Genomic DNA, 15,618 nt, shown 5'->3' with positions numbered 1-15,618 from the left:
AGTCAAAGTATACGAGTGGGGAGATTACCATATTCTAAAACCATAATATTTTAGTACATGATAGATATTCGAAACAGATTCGAAATCGACTCGAGCGATACCGGCGCGAAACGGGAAACGCGGCGAGACCCATAACAGGAGTACAATTGTTATGGTTTCTGAACGATCACCGGCTCGCGGGGGTGCACTACTGATCGCCGCACTCGCAGGCACCAGTTTCGAGCAGCGTAGCGACGTCGTACTGTCGGCCACAGTCCTCACAGAGGACCTGCAGGTCGGCGAGAACGCGGTATGAGCCGAGTTGCAACTGGTCGGTATCCCGCAGTCGGGCGAGTTTGCTTTCGGTCACGGCGACCGTCCGCTGTCGGAGGCCCTCGATCGTTCGGGACTCCGTCGCTCGAGCGTCCTCGTCGGTCTCCGGGAGCGACGCGTCCCGGTGACCCGTGAGATACGATCGGATCGCGCCGTAGGAGACGAACTCCGCTCGCACCGTCTCGACGTCGACCCCCGCTCGCTCGAGTCGCCGTCTGGCCGCGGTTTGCTCGCCGCGACTCCCCTCGGCTCCATCGAGAAGAGCGTACAGGCGGCTGACATCGTCGGTGATCGTCTCGACATCGGCGTCGTCGAGTGCGGCCCGGAGAACTCGTTCGTTGAACGAATCGGCGAGCGCTCGCAGACTCGTTCGGTTCTCGGGATGGGTCCACCGCGCCTCGAGTTCGTCGCCGACGCCCTCGAGGTCGTATTTCCGAATGAGACGCAGAACTTTCGGGTCCGGTCCGGGACCCGTCGGCTGATCGTTCATCGAATGGACTGTTCCGAAAGACGAGGAAAGTCGTTTCGGTGACAAACGGCCTTCGTTTCATCGTGCGGAACGAACTGTTTGTGTATCGAAGTTTCCGTTCCGGGGACCGGGAGAGACGATGCATCCCTGCCGCTGGACGATCTCCGTTTTCGCTCCGTCCGATCGGCGTTTCGTCGAGTGAAATATCGACGCTAATTGAGAGCCGGGTTTGCCGGTCGAGTCGTCGGTCGGCCGATCGCGGCGGCCGTCAGCCGTACGCGAGCGTGATCCTGATCTCGCCCGCCTTGTCCCGAAGCCGGGCCGGGAGCTCATCGTGAACGTAGTCGTCCGTGAATCGGCTGGTCGGTCCGAAAACGGCCAGCGACCCGAGGAACTCGTCGTCGGGTGTGTAGACGGGGACGGAGACGCCGCGGAGTCCGGCCATGTGTTCCTGATTGTTCACCGCGTATTCCCGCTCACGGATCCGCTCGAGTTCGTCGAACAGCGTGTCGGGATCGGTGATCGTGTTCGACGTGATCGCCTCGAGTCCCACCTCCTCGACGTAGCGGGCGACTGCGGCGTCGTCCCACTCTGCGAGAATGACCTTGCCCGAGGCCATCGAGTGGAGCGGTCGCCGGTGGCCGATCATCGTGTTCGAGAGGCTGCCGTAGCGGTGGACGTAGACGGCCTCATTGTCCTCTTCGACGATGAATACCGCTCGTTCATCCGTCTCCTGGCCGAGTTCGAACACCGCTCGTTTGGCGGCCGTGTAACCCACTTTCCGGGAACGGGCCTGCTCGCCGAGTTCGACGAACCGGAAGCCGACGTAATACTTCCCGTCGCGCTCGATCACGTAGCCCATGTCGGTGAGCGTCTGCAGGTGGCGGTAGACGGTACTCTTGGGAAGGTCGGTCCGCTGCGTGAGATCCGCGATCGTGACCCCTTCCTCGGCTTTGAGCGCCTCGAGGAGTTCGAACGTCTTTCGCGTCGTCGAGACGCCGACGGTCTCGTCCCGATCCGTGTTCATATCCGATACTGTTCGCACGCCGCAATCAATGTTCCGGATACTGGGACAGGAGTGTTATCGTGCGGGACGGACGTCCCCGAACCCGAATCGGAGAGAAAAAGCGTAGTGCGAATCGTCGATTCGCGTCGCTACTGGTAAGCGGGGATACCGGTGAACTCCTCGCCGAGGACGAGCGTGTGGATGTCGTGGGTTCCCTCGTAGGTGTAGACCGTCTCCATGTTGGCCATGTGGCGCATCGGCGAGTAGTCGGTGGTGATGCCGTTTCCGCCGATCATCTCGCGGGCGATCCGAGCCTGATCGCGGGCCGTGCGCACGTTGTTCCGCTTGGCCATCGAGACGTGCTGGGGTCGCATCTCGCCGCGCTCTTTGAGTTCGGCGAGGCGGTGGGCCAGCAGCTGGGCCAGCGTGATCTGGGTACCCATCTCCGCGAGCTTGCGCTGTTGGAGCTGGAACCGGCCGATCGGACCGCCGAACTGGTCGCGGTCTTTGGCGTACTGACGAGCCTCCTCGAAGCAGTCTCGAGCGGCGCCGATTGCGCCCCAGGCGATGCCGTAGCGGGCCTGCGTGAGACAGGACAGCGGCCCCTTCATGCCCGAGACGCCGGGGAGAACGTTCTCCTCGGGGACGTGGACGTCGTTCAGACCGATCTCGCCCGTGATCGACGCGCGAAGCGAGAGCTTCTCGGTGATCTTGTTCGTCGTGATGCCGTCGCGATCGGTCTCGACCAGAAATCCGCGGACGGGGTCGTCCTCGGCCGACTTGTCACGCGCCCAGACGATGGCGACGTCGGCGATCGGCGAGTTCGTGATCCACGTTTTCGAGCCGTTGAGCACGTAGCCGTCACCGTCCGCCTCCGCGCGGGTCTCCATCGCCGACGGATTCGAGCCGTGTTCGGGCTCGGTGAGGCCGAAGCAGCCGATCGCCTCGCCTTGTCCCATCGCGGGCAGCCACTCCTCTTTCTGCTCCTCGCTCCCGTAGGCGCGGATCGGGTACATGACGAGCGCCCCCTGGACCGACGCCATCGAGCGCAGCCCCGAGTCGCCGGCCTCGAGTTCCTGCATCAGGAGCCCGTAGGCCGTCTCGGAGACGTTCGGCGAGCCGTACCCCTCGAGATTCGGCGCGTAGAAGCCGAGTTCGCCCATCTTCGTTATGAGCTCTTTCGGGAACGTCCCGTTCTCGAAGTGCTCCCCGATATCGGGTTTGACGTGCTCTTCGACGAACTCTCGGGCCGTGTCCCGGATCATCCGCTCTTCTTGGTCGAGGTCCTCCTCGAGCTGAACGAAATCCAGCATACATTAGACCTATGGGAATGGCACAATAGGTATTGCGATACGGGGTGTCACATGAGCGGCCGCCGAGGCAGAAGCGGACGGCCGGTTTCGACCACTCGCTGTCGATCGCCCGAAAAGAGGGTGTCGTCCGCACCGATCGCTTCGAGTCGTTTCTCCCGGCCGTTCATGTTGGAATATTGTATAATAGAATGCAATTTCGGCAGATTGCGGAAGGATTATAATAGGTAACTATGAAGATGTTTGGCATGGCGAAGAGAGACAAGTCCACGGACAGGCGTACCACTCGACGATCGATTCTCGCGACAGCAGGCGTCGGTTCTCTCGCGGCGATCGCCGGTTGTATCGGCGGCGAGACGAGCGGCGGCAGCAATCAGAACCTCGAGACCCTGTCAGACATCACCGAGAACACGTCGGTGTCACCGACGCCGAGCGGCTCCGGGACCGCCCCGGCACTCGAGCGAGCGCTCGATCACGCGACCGACGGCTACGACCGCGTGAGTACCAGTTACGGCGAACAGGGCAACGCGATCAACGAGAACCAGCTCAACGTCGGCGTCGGGACGCTGATGAACTTCTCGATCACGCCCAGCTGGCTCCAGCAGACCGCGAGTACCGTCGACAACCTCCGCGTCCTCGACGTGACCGACGAGACCGAGCAGGCCTGGAACGACGACGATCGACTGCTGATCCGGCCGGCTGAGACAGGTCAGATCGACAACGTCGACGCTCCCGACGAGGTTCCCGCGCCGACCTTCGCGTACAACTTCGTCTCTCGGGCCGACCTCGAGTACGACACGGTATATACGTTCCTCGAGACGATGTACGAACAGCAACAGGAGCTAGCGGAGTACCACGGCCTGCTGGGAACCTACGAGGACGACGAGTTCTGGGTCAAGAACATGTACGACGGCGTCCCCTTCCACGACGCCGCGGCCGACTTCTACGAAGAGATCGGCGTCTGGAGCGACGAGTTCGAGCGCGCCGGCGGCAGTACGAGCGGCGGTGCGACCGGCGACACGGACGTCCGGATGCGGACGTCGACATCGACGACGACGGCCTACGCCGCGAATCAGGGGATGGCAAGCGCCGTCAATGAAGGGACCGACGATCTGTTCGTCGAGGCACAGACGAGTCAGGGCACCGAGGCGAACCTCGGTGCGCTCGACCAGGAGGACGCCGAGATGGTGTACATCCAGAACTGGTCGGCACAGCAGGTGCAGGAAGACGCCGGTAACTACAGCGAACTCGGCTTCGATATGGCACAGATCGTCCACTTCTACGACCTGCCGTGGTTCTTCATCGCCGACGGCGGTAACTAACGAAACCGATGTCCGGAACATATTCCGACCGCGACCTTCCCGAGATAGCCCTCGGGTTCGTCGTCTACGCGTTGGGGTTCTCCCTGACGCTGTACACCGTCACGTACGCCGTGTCTCTCGTGGGAGGGTGGCCCCTCAGTGGGCTCGTCCCCGAACCCGGCTGGGTGAAGCGGGACAAGCTGTATATGATCCTCTTCCTCGGGCTCGGGCTCGGGCTGTATTATCTCGACTATGCCCGCAAGGAGTTCGCCGGCGAGAGCGACGAATTCGGTATCGACGGGGCAGCGTCCTCGTCGACAACCGAGGAAGCCTCCGGGAGCGCGCTCGAGCGGGCGCGGCGCACGTGGTCGAGGATCGATCCGTACGTTGCGCTCGCGTTCGCCATCGCGGCGCTGCTCACGATGTACTACGTTTACACGAACTTTACTCGGCTCGACGAGGACGCGTACATCCTCGGCTACACCACCACCGACCACGTCGTCGGCGTGATACTGATCGCGCTGGCGATCGATACGACTCGCCGGGCGTTCGGGACGTCGATCGCAGCCGTCGCCGTCGCGGCGATCGCGTACGCCCACTCCGCGGTCGGCTCGCGACTGTTCGGCGTCTTCGAGCACTCAGGGCAGAGCTGGGAGCAGATCGCCGAGAACGGCGCGATCGGACTCAGCGGCGTCTACGATGGAACGATGATGGGGATCGGCTCGACGTGGGTCGCGATCTTCATCATGTTCGCCGGGATCGCGAAGGCGTTCGGGCTGATGGAGTTCGTCCGCGAGGTCGGGACGGAACTCGGACGGAGCCTCCGGACCGGCGTCGTCCAGATCGCCGTCATCTCGAGCATGATCATGGGTTCGATCACCGGCAGTGCGGCGGCCAACACCGCGACGACCGGCAGCTTCACCATCCCAATGATCAAGGACCAGGGCGTCGACGACGACGTCGCCGCCTCAATCGAGGCGGTCGCCTCCGCAGGCGGCCAGATGCTGCCGCCGGTGATGGGCGTCGCCGCGTTCCTAATGGCCGACATCATTCAGGTCCCGTATCTGGATATCGTCCAGGCGGGCGTCATTCCGGCAGCGCTGTTCTACTTCAGCGTCTGTCTCGCCATCCACTTCACGATCCTCAAGTTCGGCTGGATCTCGAGCGACCTCTCGTCGTTCAAGTGGCGGCTCCTGCTCAAGGGGATCCACTTCGCGGTACCGATGGGCGTCCTCCTGTATACGCTCATCTATCTGCGGTACACACCGCTGTCGTCGGGGATGAACACTATCTTCGCAATTATCGGCGTGATGTTCGTTCGGAACGTCGTCGTCGGCGTCGTCGGCGTCGGCTCCGACGAAGTGACGGCCAGTATCTTCGGACGGGAAATACGGGGCGACGACCTACTCGAGAACCTCGTCGCGACAACGAAACAGACCCTCGATGGATTCAAGCAGGGCGGCGTCGATATGGCACCGCTGGTCGGCGTCCTCGCAGCCATGGGAATAATCGTCGAACTGCTCGAGGGGAGCGGGCTGACCGCGCGCGTCGCGACGTCGATCGTCGGACTCGGCGACGTGAGTCTGCTCGGATTCGGCGGGGGACTGTTCGTCGTGTTATTCCTCGCGATGATCGCGAGCATCCTGTTCGGGCTTGGGATGCCGACGCCCGCGGCGTACATCCTCGTGGCCATCCTGGTCGCGAAACCGATCACCGAACTGGGGACCCCAGATATCGCGACGCACATGTTCGTGTTTTATTTCGCGATGCTGTCGGCGATCACGCCACCAGTCGCGATCTCGGTCGCGATCGGCGCGCGCATCGCGGACGCGAGCTTCCTCCAGTCGTGTAAGCAGGCGCTCCGGCTCGGTGCGCCCGGGTTCGTTATCCCTTACGCGTTCATCGCGAACGAGAGTCTGATCTACTGGTCGAGCGAGACGCTGCTCGCGTTCCCCGTCGTGCTGGCCGGCACCGTCGCCCTGATCGTCGCGGCGGTCGGGTTCGACGGCGCGCGCGATCTCTCCGCGCCGGTCCGCGGGCTCTACGTCGTCGCCGCAATGGTCGCGATGTTCGGCTCGATCGCCCACGCCGCCGTCCAGGTCGTCGCTGCGGCGGCCATCGTCGCTACGCTGTTGCACGCCCGCTTCGTCGTCGGCTACGACTTGCCCGGCGATACCGGCAGCGACTCCGGCGTCGACGCGACGCTGGACTGACGACGTCCCCATCGACGGGGCGTCGCAATCCGTTTCCCGAACAACCGAAGTAAATCGGGCTGGCGAGTAACAATCCTTTTGAATCCCCCTGACAACCATACGCAGGGTATGACAAATCTCGTGACGGACGTCGCCGAGACCGTCGAGGAACAGTCGGACTCGGCCGCGATCGCGTATGAGGGGACGGAACTGACCTACGAGGAGTTCTGGGAGCGAGCCGGCCAGTTCGCGCAGGCCCTCGAGGATCGCGGAATTGGCGAGGGAGACCGCGTCGGAATCTACCTGCCGAACCTGCCGCAGTTCGTCACGGCCTTCTACGGCACCCTGCGCGCCGGCGGGATCATCGTCCCGATGAATCCCCAGTACAAGGCTCGAGAGATCAGCCACATGCTCGGCGACAGCGGGGCCAAAGCGGTCGTCGCGCTGGCCGATCTCGTTCCGAACGTCCTCGAGGTACGGGACGACACCGAGGTCGAACAGGTGATCAGCGTGGGTGCGGACGTCGAGGGAGCCACCGAGTTCGACGACTTCCTCGCCGACGAGACGAAGGATATCGTCGACCGCGCGGACGACGACGTTGCGGTCCAGCCCTACACGTCCGGCACGACCGGCACGCCGAAGGGCGTCCTCCTCACGCATCACAACATCGGCTGGACGACGCGAGCGAACGCGGACGTCCCGCCGGGCGGGTTCCAGGCCGCCGACCGGCTCGTCGGCACCCTGCCCCTGTTTCACATCTACGGCATGTCCGTCGTCATGAACGGCACGATGTACAGCGGCGGCACCTACTACCCCGTCTCCGAGTGGGACGCCCCGACCGTGATGGACCTCCTCGAGGAGGAACGCATCACGATCATGTTCGGCGTGCCGGCGATGTTCAACGACATGATCAACCAGCCCGACGCCGAGAGCTACGAATTTGAGGCGCTTCGCTTCGTCAACTCCGGCGGCTCGAGCCTGCCGATCGAGGTCCTAGAGCGCTTCGAGGACCTGTGGGGCGTCGAGCTCTACGAGGGGTACGGGCTGACCGAGACGAGCCCGGTCACCCACGCCAACCGCGGGGACGCTCGCCGGAAGGGGAGTATCGGCCGGCCGCTCGAGGGTGTCGAATCGAAAATCGTCACCGAGGAGTTCGAAGAAGTCCCGCGCGTCGAAGAAGGGCCGATCGACGAGGAGGAGGCCGATCTCCACGAGATCACGGGCGAGCTCGTCATCCACGGCCCTAACGTGATGAAGGAGTACTACGGCCTGCCCGAAGCCAACGAGGAGGCCTTTACCGACGAGGACGGCAAGCGCTGGTTCCACACCGGCGACATCGGCTACTGGGACGAGGACGACTTCTTCTACGTCGTCGACCGCGAGAAGCACATGATCGTCACCGGCGGCTACAACGTCTACCCGCGCGAAGTCGAGGAGTTGCTCTTCGAACACGAGGACGTTGCCGATGCCGCCGTCGTCGGGGTACCGGACGACCGCCGCGGCGAGACCGTGAAAGCGTTCGTCGTGCCGACGCCCGACGCCGAGGCCACGCCCGAGGACATCACGCAGTACTGTCTGACCAACCTCGCGGCGTACAAACACCCCCGCGAAGTGGAGTTCGTCGAGGAACTCCCTCGGACGACGACCGGCAAGGTCCAGAAGTTCGAGCTCCGCGACGAGTCGTAGCCGGCTCACAAGCGGCCCGCGGGCGGTTCGCGACGGAATCTGTTATTCAGCTCGGGACGAGCGAGGGTTCGGAACGTCCTTAACAACGTTAGAACGTCGTCGGCGATACCTTGCAACTGTTGAATATATCGAAGCTATTTTGGTACCAGCACACGAGCGGTGACGTATGGCATTCACGCTGTCCGACGAACACAACGCGATTCGCGAGGCCGTCCGCGAGTTCGGCGAAAACGAGATGGTACCGGTCGCCGAGGAACACGACCAAGAGGGGAAGTACCCCGAGGAACTCCGCAAGAAGGCCGCCGAGTACGACTTCGTCGCACCGAGTATTCCGCTCGAGTACGGCGGTGCCGGGATGGACAAGATCGCCAGTACCATCGTCACCGAGGAACTCTGGCGTGCCGACCCGGGAATCGGTTCGGCCATCGGTAGCGCCGGCTTCGGGGCGAACATGATCATCGAGTTCGGCGACGAGTGGATGAAAGAGGAGTGGCTGCCCAAGATCGCGAACGGCGAGAGCGCGTCGGTGTCGATGATCTCCGAGCCCGCACACGGCTCGAACGTCGCCGGAATGGAGACCGTCGCCGAGAAGGACGGTGACGAGTACGTCGCCAACGGCAACAAGATGTGGATCACCAACGGGACCGTCGCCGACGTCGGCGTCCTCATGGCCAAGACGAACCCCGGCGAGGGCCACCGCGGCATCACCGCCTTCCTCGTCGACATGGGCTGGGACGGCATCAAGACCGAGAAGATCGACAACAAACTCGGTATCCGTGCGTCGGACCTCGCCGAAGTCATCATCGACGACGTTCGCATTCCCGAGGAGAACGTCATCGGCGAAGTCGACAAGGGCTTCTACCAGCTGATGGAGTTCTTCGCCGCCGGCCGGACGAACGTCGCCGCCCAGGCAGTCGGTGCCGCCCAGGGTGCGCTCGACGCCGCCATCGAGTACGCCAACGAGCGCGAGCAGTTCGACCAGAAGATCTCCGAGTTCCAGGCCATCCAGCACAAGATCGCCGAGATGGCCACCAAAGTCGAGGCCGCCCGCTCGCTGACCTACCGCGCCGCCTCGCAGGTCGAGAAGAACAATCAGGATATCGCCGCGCAGTACTCGAGCATGGCGAAGTACTTCGCGAGCGAGATTTCGGTCGAAGTCGCCGACGAGGGCATTCAGGTCCACGGCGGCTCGGGCTACGTCACGGACTACCCCGCCGAGCGCTACTACCGCGACGCCCGCATCACGAAGATCTACGAGGGTACCAGCGAGATCCAGAAGAACATCATCGCCGACCAGATCCTGTAATCGGGCTCCGCTCGAGGACGGATCCGGGACGCGAACATTTCGGTATTTTTGCAGTCCGCTATCGGATAGCTTACACGATTTCTCAGTGCCACAGAGGCCTATTTCGGCCGTTGAATTTGTACTCGAGTGCGAATTTGAATTCTGCAGAGAACGCTATCAGAATGGAGACGTGACAGGGCTCGAGGCCCCGGTCATCGCGTGGATTCGAGCCTCAAGCGGGGTCTGCTCGAGCCGACTCTACTGCTCCGGCACGCGGAACTCGACGGCCGCGCCCTACCACGTCCACCTTTTGTCTCGGTCGTCGCTTGCGCTCACGGTCGTTCCTCCCGTTCGCATCCCGCAGTTCTCGCTCACTTCGTTCGCTCCGAACTGCGCTCTCCTCCCTCGCAAAATCTGGGCCAAAAAGGCTAGTTCGACCGCCTCAGTCGACGGTGAACTCGACGGCCGCGCCCTGCCCGTAGCCGACGCACATCGTCGAGAGGCCGAGGCCGCCGCCCCGCCGCTGGAGTTCGTGGATCAGCGTGACGGGGAGCCGTGCGCCCGAGGCACCCAGCGGGTGGCCGATGGCGATCGCGCCGCCGTTGACGTTGAAGCTGTCGTCGTCGAAGCCGAGCTCGTCCCGGCAGTAGATCGTTTGACTCGCGAAGGCCTCGTTGAGTTCCACGAGGTCGTAGTCGTCGGCCGACCGGCCGTTGCGCTCCCAGATTCCCTCCACCGCGGGCACCGGGCCGATCCCCATCACCGTAGGGTCGACGCCGGCGACGTTGTGATCCTCGATTTCGGCCATGACCTCGAGGCCTCGCTCCTCGGCAAACTCACGGCTCGTGATCAGGACCCCGGCAGCGCCGTCGGAGACCTGCGAGGCGTTCGCGGCGGTGACGGTACCGTCCTCTGCGAAGGCGGGCGGCAGGCCGGCGATTTTTTCGGCCGTCGTGCCGGGACGAAGCCCCTCGTCCTCGGTGACAGTCCCATCGTCCGTTTCGATGGGGACGATTTCGTCGTCGAACCTGCCGGCCTCGGTCGCCTCGACCGCGCGCTGCTGGCTCCGGGCGCCGTACGCGTCCTGTTCCTCGCGGGAGACGTCGTACTCTCGAGCGACCTTCTCGGCGGTCTGGCCCATCGCGAGGCCGGCCGCGTCGTACTGCTCGGCGATGCCGGCGTAGGAGTCGATCCCCTTGCGGCGCTCGTTGCGGGACATGTTCTCGACGCCGCCCGCGACGATGACCTCGCGCTGGCCCGCCCGGATCGCGTCGCTGGCGCTCATGATCGCCTCCGCCGAGGAGGCACAGAGGCGGTCGATAGTGGTGCCCGGGACTCCCTCGCCGAGATCGGAGAGGAGGGCGATGACCCGCGCAATGTTGTTGCTCTGCTCGTTGACCTGCTTGGCACACCCCCACCGGATATCGTCGACGTCCTCGCCCGAGAGTCCCGTTCGCTCGAGCATCTCGTTTACTAACGGCACCGAGAGCGCTTCGCTCCCGGTCTCGGCGTAGACGCCGCCGTGTTTCCCCTGCGGAGTCCTGACTGCCTGCACGATAACTGGCTGGCGGTCGCTCATTGGTAGTGGATACCTCTCGCCGTGACACTAAAGTAGCTCCGCTCTCCGTTATTCGATCGAAAGGGAACGCTTTTGGGCATTTCCGCAGAGGGTCACATATGCAAATCGCAGTCCTCGGAGCCGGTAGTATGGGACACGGAATCGCACAGGTCTCAGCGATGGCGGGCCACGACGTGGTCCTCCGAGACATCAAAGAGGAGTTCGTCGAAAATGGCCTCGAGGGGATCCGAAACAACCTTCAGGGCGGCGTCGATCGGGACAAGCTCACCGAGTCGGAGCTGGAAGCGGCCCTCGAGCGCATCGAGGGGACAACGGACCTCGAGGAGGCTGTCGTGGACGCCGACCTCGTCGTCGAGGCGGTGCCCGAGGACATGGACCTCAAACAGGAGGTGTTCGCGGACATCGAGGCGGCGACCGACGAGGACACCGTCATCGCCTCGAACACCTCCTCGCTGTCGGTGACGGAGATGGCCAGCGCACTCGAGCACCCCGAGCGCGCGGTGGGGCTGCACTTCTTCAATCCGCCCCACATCATGGACCTGGTGGAGATCGTCATCGCCGAACAGACGGACGAGCGCACCGAGGAGTTCGCCATCGACTACGTGCAGGGTATCGAGAAGGAGGACGTCGTCGTCCGCGACACGGCCGGCTTCGCCACCTCGCGACTCGGCCTCGCGCTGGGGCTCGAGGCGATCCGGATGGTCGAACAGGGCGTCGCCAGCCCGGCCGACATCGACGAAGGGATGTCGATCGGGTACGGCCACCCGATGGGGCCCCTCGAGCTGACCGATCACGTCGGGCTGGACGTGCGCCTGCACATCGCGGAACATCTCCGCGAGGAACTGGGCGAGCGATTCAAACCACCACAGTCGCTGCGCCGGAAGGTCCGGGCGGGCAATCTCGGCAAGAAAAGCGGCGAGGGCTACTACGTCTGGGAGGACGGCGAGCGCGTCGGCATGAGCGGCGAGTGGGGAACGGACGAGTGAGGCGAGGCGCGCCGCTCGAGAAGACCCCTACTAGTTAGGCATATCGCTTGTTTCAATTCCCCCGTTACTGGCTGGTACCGCCCGACACCACGGGCGGCGGCCCCGGGGGCGCACGTGGGAAAACGACGGGGCCATCTTTCCATTCGGTCACCACTCCCAGTACGTCAACCCGCGTGCTGGTCGGACGGGTCGAGAGCCGCCGTCCGGCCGCTTCCCTTCCCACTCGCGGACAGCGGCCGACCGACCGAGCAGCTCAGTCCGACCCGCGCCGAGAATCGCGGAGCCGGTCGAATCGTCGCTAATGCAGGCACTTTTAGCCGCGCCTGAGCAAGGGCGACGTATGTCTCTCGAGCCGAGCGCTGACCCGGCCGCCGACCGGCGAGCGAACTACGACTATCGGAGCGACGACGTCGATCGTCCGGCTCTGGTCGCGGACCTCGAGGAACTCGTCGACTGCGAGGTCCGTGCGGACTCGTACTCCCGCGAGCTGTATGCGACCGACGCGAGCGCCTACGAGCTGACGCCGATCGCCGTCGCCTTCCCGGAATCGACCGCCGACGTCGCGGGCATCCTCGAGTACTGCGCCGAGCGAGAAATTCCGGTCCTCCCGCGGGGCGGCGGGACGAGCCTCGCCGGGCAGACGGTCAACCGGGCCGTCGTCCTGGATTTCACGCGGGACATGAACGAGATCCTCGAGATCGACACCGACGGTCGTATCGCGACGGTCCAGCCCGGGACGATCCTCGGGACGTTGAACGAGGCCCTCGAGCCCCACGACCTGAAGTTTGCCCCCGACCCCGCGTGGGGCGACAAGAGCGCCATCGGCGGCGCTATCGGCAACAACTCGACCGGGTCGCACTCGCTGAAATACGGGAAGACCGACGCCTACATCGAGGAGTGCGAGGCTGTCCTCGCCGACGGCACCGTCACCCGCTTCGGCGAGGTCACGCTCGAGGAGATCGGCGAGCGGGCCGATCCCGACGGCGACCTCGAGGGCCAGATCTACGCCGAAGTCGAGCGGATTATCGCGGAGGACGCGGACCGGATCGCGGAGACGTACCCGGATCTCAAGCGCAACGTTTCCGGCTACAACCTCGACCGGCTCGTCGCCGAGATTCGCGGCGAGGAACTGCCCGGCGGTGAGGACACCGGTGAGCCCGGAACGGTCAACCTCGCGCGGCTGCTGGCCGGCAGCGAGGGCACGCTGGCGGTCGTCACCGAGGCGACCGTCTCGCTCGAGCCGATCCCCGAGACGAAGGCGGTCTCGCTGCTCTGCTATCCCGACCTCCACGAGGCGATGCGGGACGTCGCGCCGATCCTCGCACACGATCCCGCGGCGGTCGAGGTACTCGACGACGTGTTGATCGATCTCGCGCGCGACACCGCGGAGTTCGGACCCGTCACCGAGATGCTTCCCGAGGGGACGAACGCGGTCCTCCTCGTCGAGTTCTACGCCGAGGACGACGATCACGGCAAAGAACAGGTCGCGGGCCTGCTCGCCGACCGCCTGCCGTCGGCGACGCCCGCCGGGGAACCGGCCGCGGACGCCCCGGTAAGCGACGCCGAGACGCTCGCACTCGAGGCGCTCGAGGCCTACGACGACGCCGAGCGCGCCACGCTCTGGAAGCTCCGCAAGTCCGGACTCCCGATCCTGCTCTCGCGGACGACCGACGAGAAGCACATCTCCTTCATCGAGGATACGGCGATCCCGCCCGCGAAGCTGCCGGCGTTCGTCGAGCGCTTCGAGGAGATCCTCGAGAAACACGACACTTACGCCAGTTTCTACGCCCACGCCGGCCCCGGCGTGCTCCACGTCCGGCCGCTCGTGAGCACGAAAACCGAAGTGGGACTCGAGCAGCTCCACGGAATCGCGGACGACGTGACGGATCTCGTGGTCGAACTGGGGGGATCCGTTTCGGGCGAGCACGGCGACGGCCGCGCCCGCACCCAGTGGAATCAAAAACGCTACGGCGACGAACTCTGGGCGACCTTTCAGGACCTCAAGACGGCGTTCGACCCCGACTGGATCTTGAATCCGGGACAGGTCGTCTTCCGCGAGGAGGATCCGACGGACCTGCGAGAGAACCTTCGGTTCGACCCCGACTACGAGTTCGAGGCGGGCTTCGAGCCCGCGCTCGAGTGGGAGAACGACAACGGCATGCAGGGCATGATCGAGCTCTGTCACGGCTGTGGGGGCTGTCGCGGCGAGCAAGAGACCACGGGCGGCGTGATGTGTCCGACATACCGGGCGAGCCGGGAAGAGATTACGGCGACCCGAGGCCGGGCGAACGCGCTTCGACAGGCCATGAGCGGAGACCTCGAGCCCGAGGAAGCCGTTTCCGACGAGTTCGTCGAGGAGGTAATGGGACTCTGTATCGGCTGCAAGGGCTGTGCCATCGACTGTCCGAGCGAGGTCGACATGGCGAAGCTCAAGGCCGAAGTCACCCACGAGTACCACCAGCGCAACGGCGCGACGCTCCGGGATCGGCTCTTCGCCAACGTGTCGACGCTCTCGAAGTGGGGGAGCAGATTCGCGCCGCTGTCGAACGCCCTGCCGAAGCTCCCGGGCGCCCGCAAGGCGCTCGAGGTCGCCGCCGGGATCGATGCCGACCGGCCGCTACCGACGTTCCACGCGGAGACGTTTCGGGACTGGTTTCACGAGCGAGGCGGCCCTCGAGTCAGGAAGGCCGACGCCACCCACAAAGTCGTCCTCTACCCGGACACCTACACCAACTACAGTCACCCCGACGCCGGGAAGGCGGCCGTTCGGGTGCTCGAGGCCGCCGGCGTCCACGTCGCCGTTCCCGACGACCTCGGCGATACGGGTCGACCGGCGTTTTCGAAGGGATTCCTCGAACGGGCGGAAGACGCCGCCCGCGAGAACGTGAACGCGCTCGCCCCGCGAGTCGCGGACGGCTGGGACGTGGTCGTCATCGAGCCCTCCGACGCGGTCATGTTCCAGAAGGATTACCTCGATCTGCTCTCCACCGAGGCCGCCGGAACGCTTGCCGATGCCACCTACGGCGTCTGCGAGTACGTCGATGCGTTCCGGCTGGACGAAGAGATCGATTTCGACGAGCGCGCGACGACTCGAGACCTCGTCTACCACGGCCACTGCCACCAGAAGTCGGTCGCGAAGGACCACCACGCCGTCGGCGTGCTCCGGCGAGCGGGCTACGCCGTCGACCCGCTCGATTCAGGCTGTTGCGGCATGGCCGGCAGTTTCGGCTACGAGTCCGAACACGCCTCGATGAGCGACGCCATCGCCTCGATCCTGTACGATCAGGTCGACGAGAGCGATGGCGACCGCGTCGTCGCTCCCGGCGCCTCCTGTCGAACTCAACTCGAGAACGGACCCGGCGCGCCCGAGGAGCCGCCGACGCCGATCGAAGTCGTGGCCGAAGCGCTCGAGGGACGCCGATAAGTAACCCTCGACACCCGAGAAAAGACGCGCGACGGACGTTTTATCCTCACTCGAGTCCTCCCTTTCGT

General features: G+C 64.5%; 10 protein-coding genes. 6 read left to right on the top strand and 4 right to left on the bottom strand.

From position 1 onward, the window contains the following. Positions 1-187 precede the first annotated feature (187 nt). The 3 genes from rdfA to LDH74_RS18640 all read right to left on the bottom strand — a co-directional run bounded on the left by rdfA (position 188) and on the right by LDH74_RS18640 (position 3,100). Complete coding sequence (rdfA, locus tag LDH74_RS18650) at positions 188-802, bottom strand: rod-determining factor RdfA (protein WP_226040177.1); 615 nt, start codon at positions 800-802, stop codon at positions 188-190. A 247-nt stretch (positions 803-1,049) separates the two neighbouring features. Continuing rightward, complete coding sequence (locus LDH74_RS18645) at positions 1,050-1,808, bottom strand: IclR family transcriptional regulator (RefSeq protein ID WP_226040176.1); 759 nt, start codon at positions 1,806-1,808, stop codon at positions 1,050-1,052. A 128-nt stretch (positions 1,809-1,936) separates the two neighbouring features. Continuing rightward, positions 1,937-3,100 (bottom strand): acyl-CoA dehydrogenase family protein, encoded by a 1,164-nt coding sequence (locus LDH74_RS18640; RefSeq protein WP_226040175.1) that lies wholly within the window; start codon positions 3,098-3,100, stop codon positions 1,937-1,939. 245 nt (positions 3,101-3,345) lie between these two features. Here LDH74_RS18640 and LDH74_RS18635 point away from each other — a divergent pair, with 245 nt between their 5' ends. From LDH74_RS18635 to LDH74_RS18620, 4 genes are all read left to right on the top strand, one after another. After that, on the top strand, positions 3,346-4,419 hold the full coding sequence (locus LDH74_RS18635) for a TAXI family TRAP transporter solute-binding subunit (RefSeq protein ID WP_226040174.1): 1,074 nt from the start codon (positions 3,346-3,348) through the stop codon (positions 4,417-4,419). Positions 4,420-4,427: 8 nt separating this feature from the next. Next, entirely contained in the window at positions 4,428-6,611 is a 2,184-nt protein-coding gene (locus LDH74_RS18630; RefSeq protein WP_226040173.1) for a TRAP transporter fused permease subunit, read from the top strand. A 108-nt stretch (positions 6,612-6,719) separates the two neighbouring features. Next, the gene (locus LDH74_RS18625; RefSeq protein ID WP_226040172.1) at positions 6,720-8,276 is read left to right on the top strand and encodes a long-chain fatty acid--CoA ligase; all 1,557 of its coding nucleotides are present in this window, start codon (positions 6,720-6,722) and stop codon (positions 8,274-8,276) included. A gap of 166 nt (positions 8,277-8,442) precedes the next feature. After that, the gene (locus LDH74_RS18620; protein ID WP_226040171.1) at positions 8,443-9,582 is read left to right on the top strand and encodes an acyl-CoA dehydrogenase family protein; all 1,140 of its coding nucleotides are present in this window, start codon (positions 8,443-8,445) and stop codon (positions 9,580-9,582) included. Positions 9,583-10,003: 421 nt separating this feature from the next. On the opposite strand, the gene LDH74_RS18615 is transcribed toward LDH74_RS18620, so the two are convergent. Next, the gene (locus LDH74_RS18615; RefSeq protein WP_226040170.1) at positions 10,004-11,140 is read right to left on the bottom strand and encodes a thiolase family protein; all 1,137 of its coding nucleotides are present in this window, start codon (positions 11,138-11,140) and stop codon (positions 10,004-10,006) included. 98 nt (positions 11,141-11,238) lie between these two features. Between LDH74_RS18615 and LDH74_RS18610 the strand changes: the two genes are divergently transcribed. Both LDH74_RS18610 and LDH74_RS18605 read left to right on the top strand, forming a co-directional pair. After that, positions 11,239-12,126 carry a 3-hydroxyacyl-CoA dehydrogenase family protein gene (locus LDH74_RS18610; RefSeq protein WP_226040169.1) on the top strand — a complete coding sequence of 296 codons (888 nt, stop codon included), beginning with the start codon at positions 11,239-11,241 and terminating at the stop codon, positions 12,124-12,126. 340 nt (positions 12,127-12,466) lie between these two features. Next, positions 12,467-15,550, top strand: coding sequence for an FAD-binding and (Fe-S)-binding domain-containing protein (locus LDH74_RS18605; protein ID WP_226040168.1), 3,084 nt, complete (start codon positions 12,467-12,469; stop codon positions 15,548-15,550). The last annotated feature ends 68 nt before the right edge of the window (positions 15,551-15,618 follow it).

It is taken from the genome of Natrinema sp. DC36 (assembly GCF_020405225.1).
Lineage (GTDB): Archaea > Halobacteriota > Halobacteria > Halobacteriales > Natrialbaceae > Natrinema.
The sequence above is the reverse complement of the archived record's forward strand: the minus strand, read 5'-3'. Positions and strand labels throughout refer to the sequence as shown.

Bases quoted from the DNA above. Each gene is read 5' to 3' on its own strand.
- LDH74_RS18625 (WP_226040172.1), top strand. From the start codon at position 6,720: ATGACAAATCTCGTGACGGACGTCGCCGAGACCGTCGAGGAACAGTCG.
- LDH74_RS18610 (WP_226040169.1), top strand. From the start codon at position 11,239: ATGCAAATCGCAGTCCTCGGAGCCGGTAGTATGGGACACGGAATCGCA.
- LDH74_RS18630 (WP_226040173.1), top strand. From the start codon at position 4,428: ATGTCCGGAACATATTCCGACCGCGACCTTCCCGAGATAGCCCTCGGG.
- LDH74_RS18620 (WP_226040171.1), top strand. From the start codon at position 8,443: ATGGCATTCACGCTGTCCGACGAACACAACGCGATTCGCGAGGCCGTC.
- LDH74_RS18605 (WP_226040168.1), top strand. From the start codon at position 12,467: ATGTCTCTCGAGCCGAGCGCTGACCCGGCCGCCGACCGGCGAGCGAAC.
- rdfA (WP_226040177.1), bottom strand. From the start codon at position 802: ATGAACGATCAGCCGACGGGTCCCGGACCGGACCCGAAAGTTCTGCGT.
- LDH74_RS18645 (WP_226040176.1), bottom strand. From the start codon at position 1,808: ATGAACACGGATCGGGACGAGACCGTCGGCGTCTCGACGACGCGAAAG.
- LDH74_RS18640 (WP_226040175.1), bottom strand. From the start codon at position 3,100: ATGCTGGATTTCGTTCAGCTCGAGGAGGACCTCGACCAAGAAGAGCGG.
- LDH74_RS18635 (WP_226040174.1), top strand. From the start codon at position 3,346: ATGGCGAAGAGAGACAAGTCCACGGACAGGCGTACCACTCGACGATCG.
- LDH74_RS18615 (WP_226040170.1), bottom strand. From the start codon at position 11,140: ATGAGCGACCGCCAGCCAGTTATCGTGCAGGCAGTCAGGACTCCGCAG.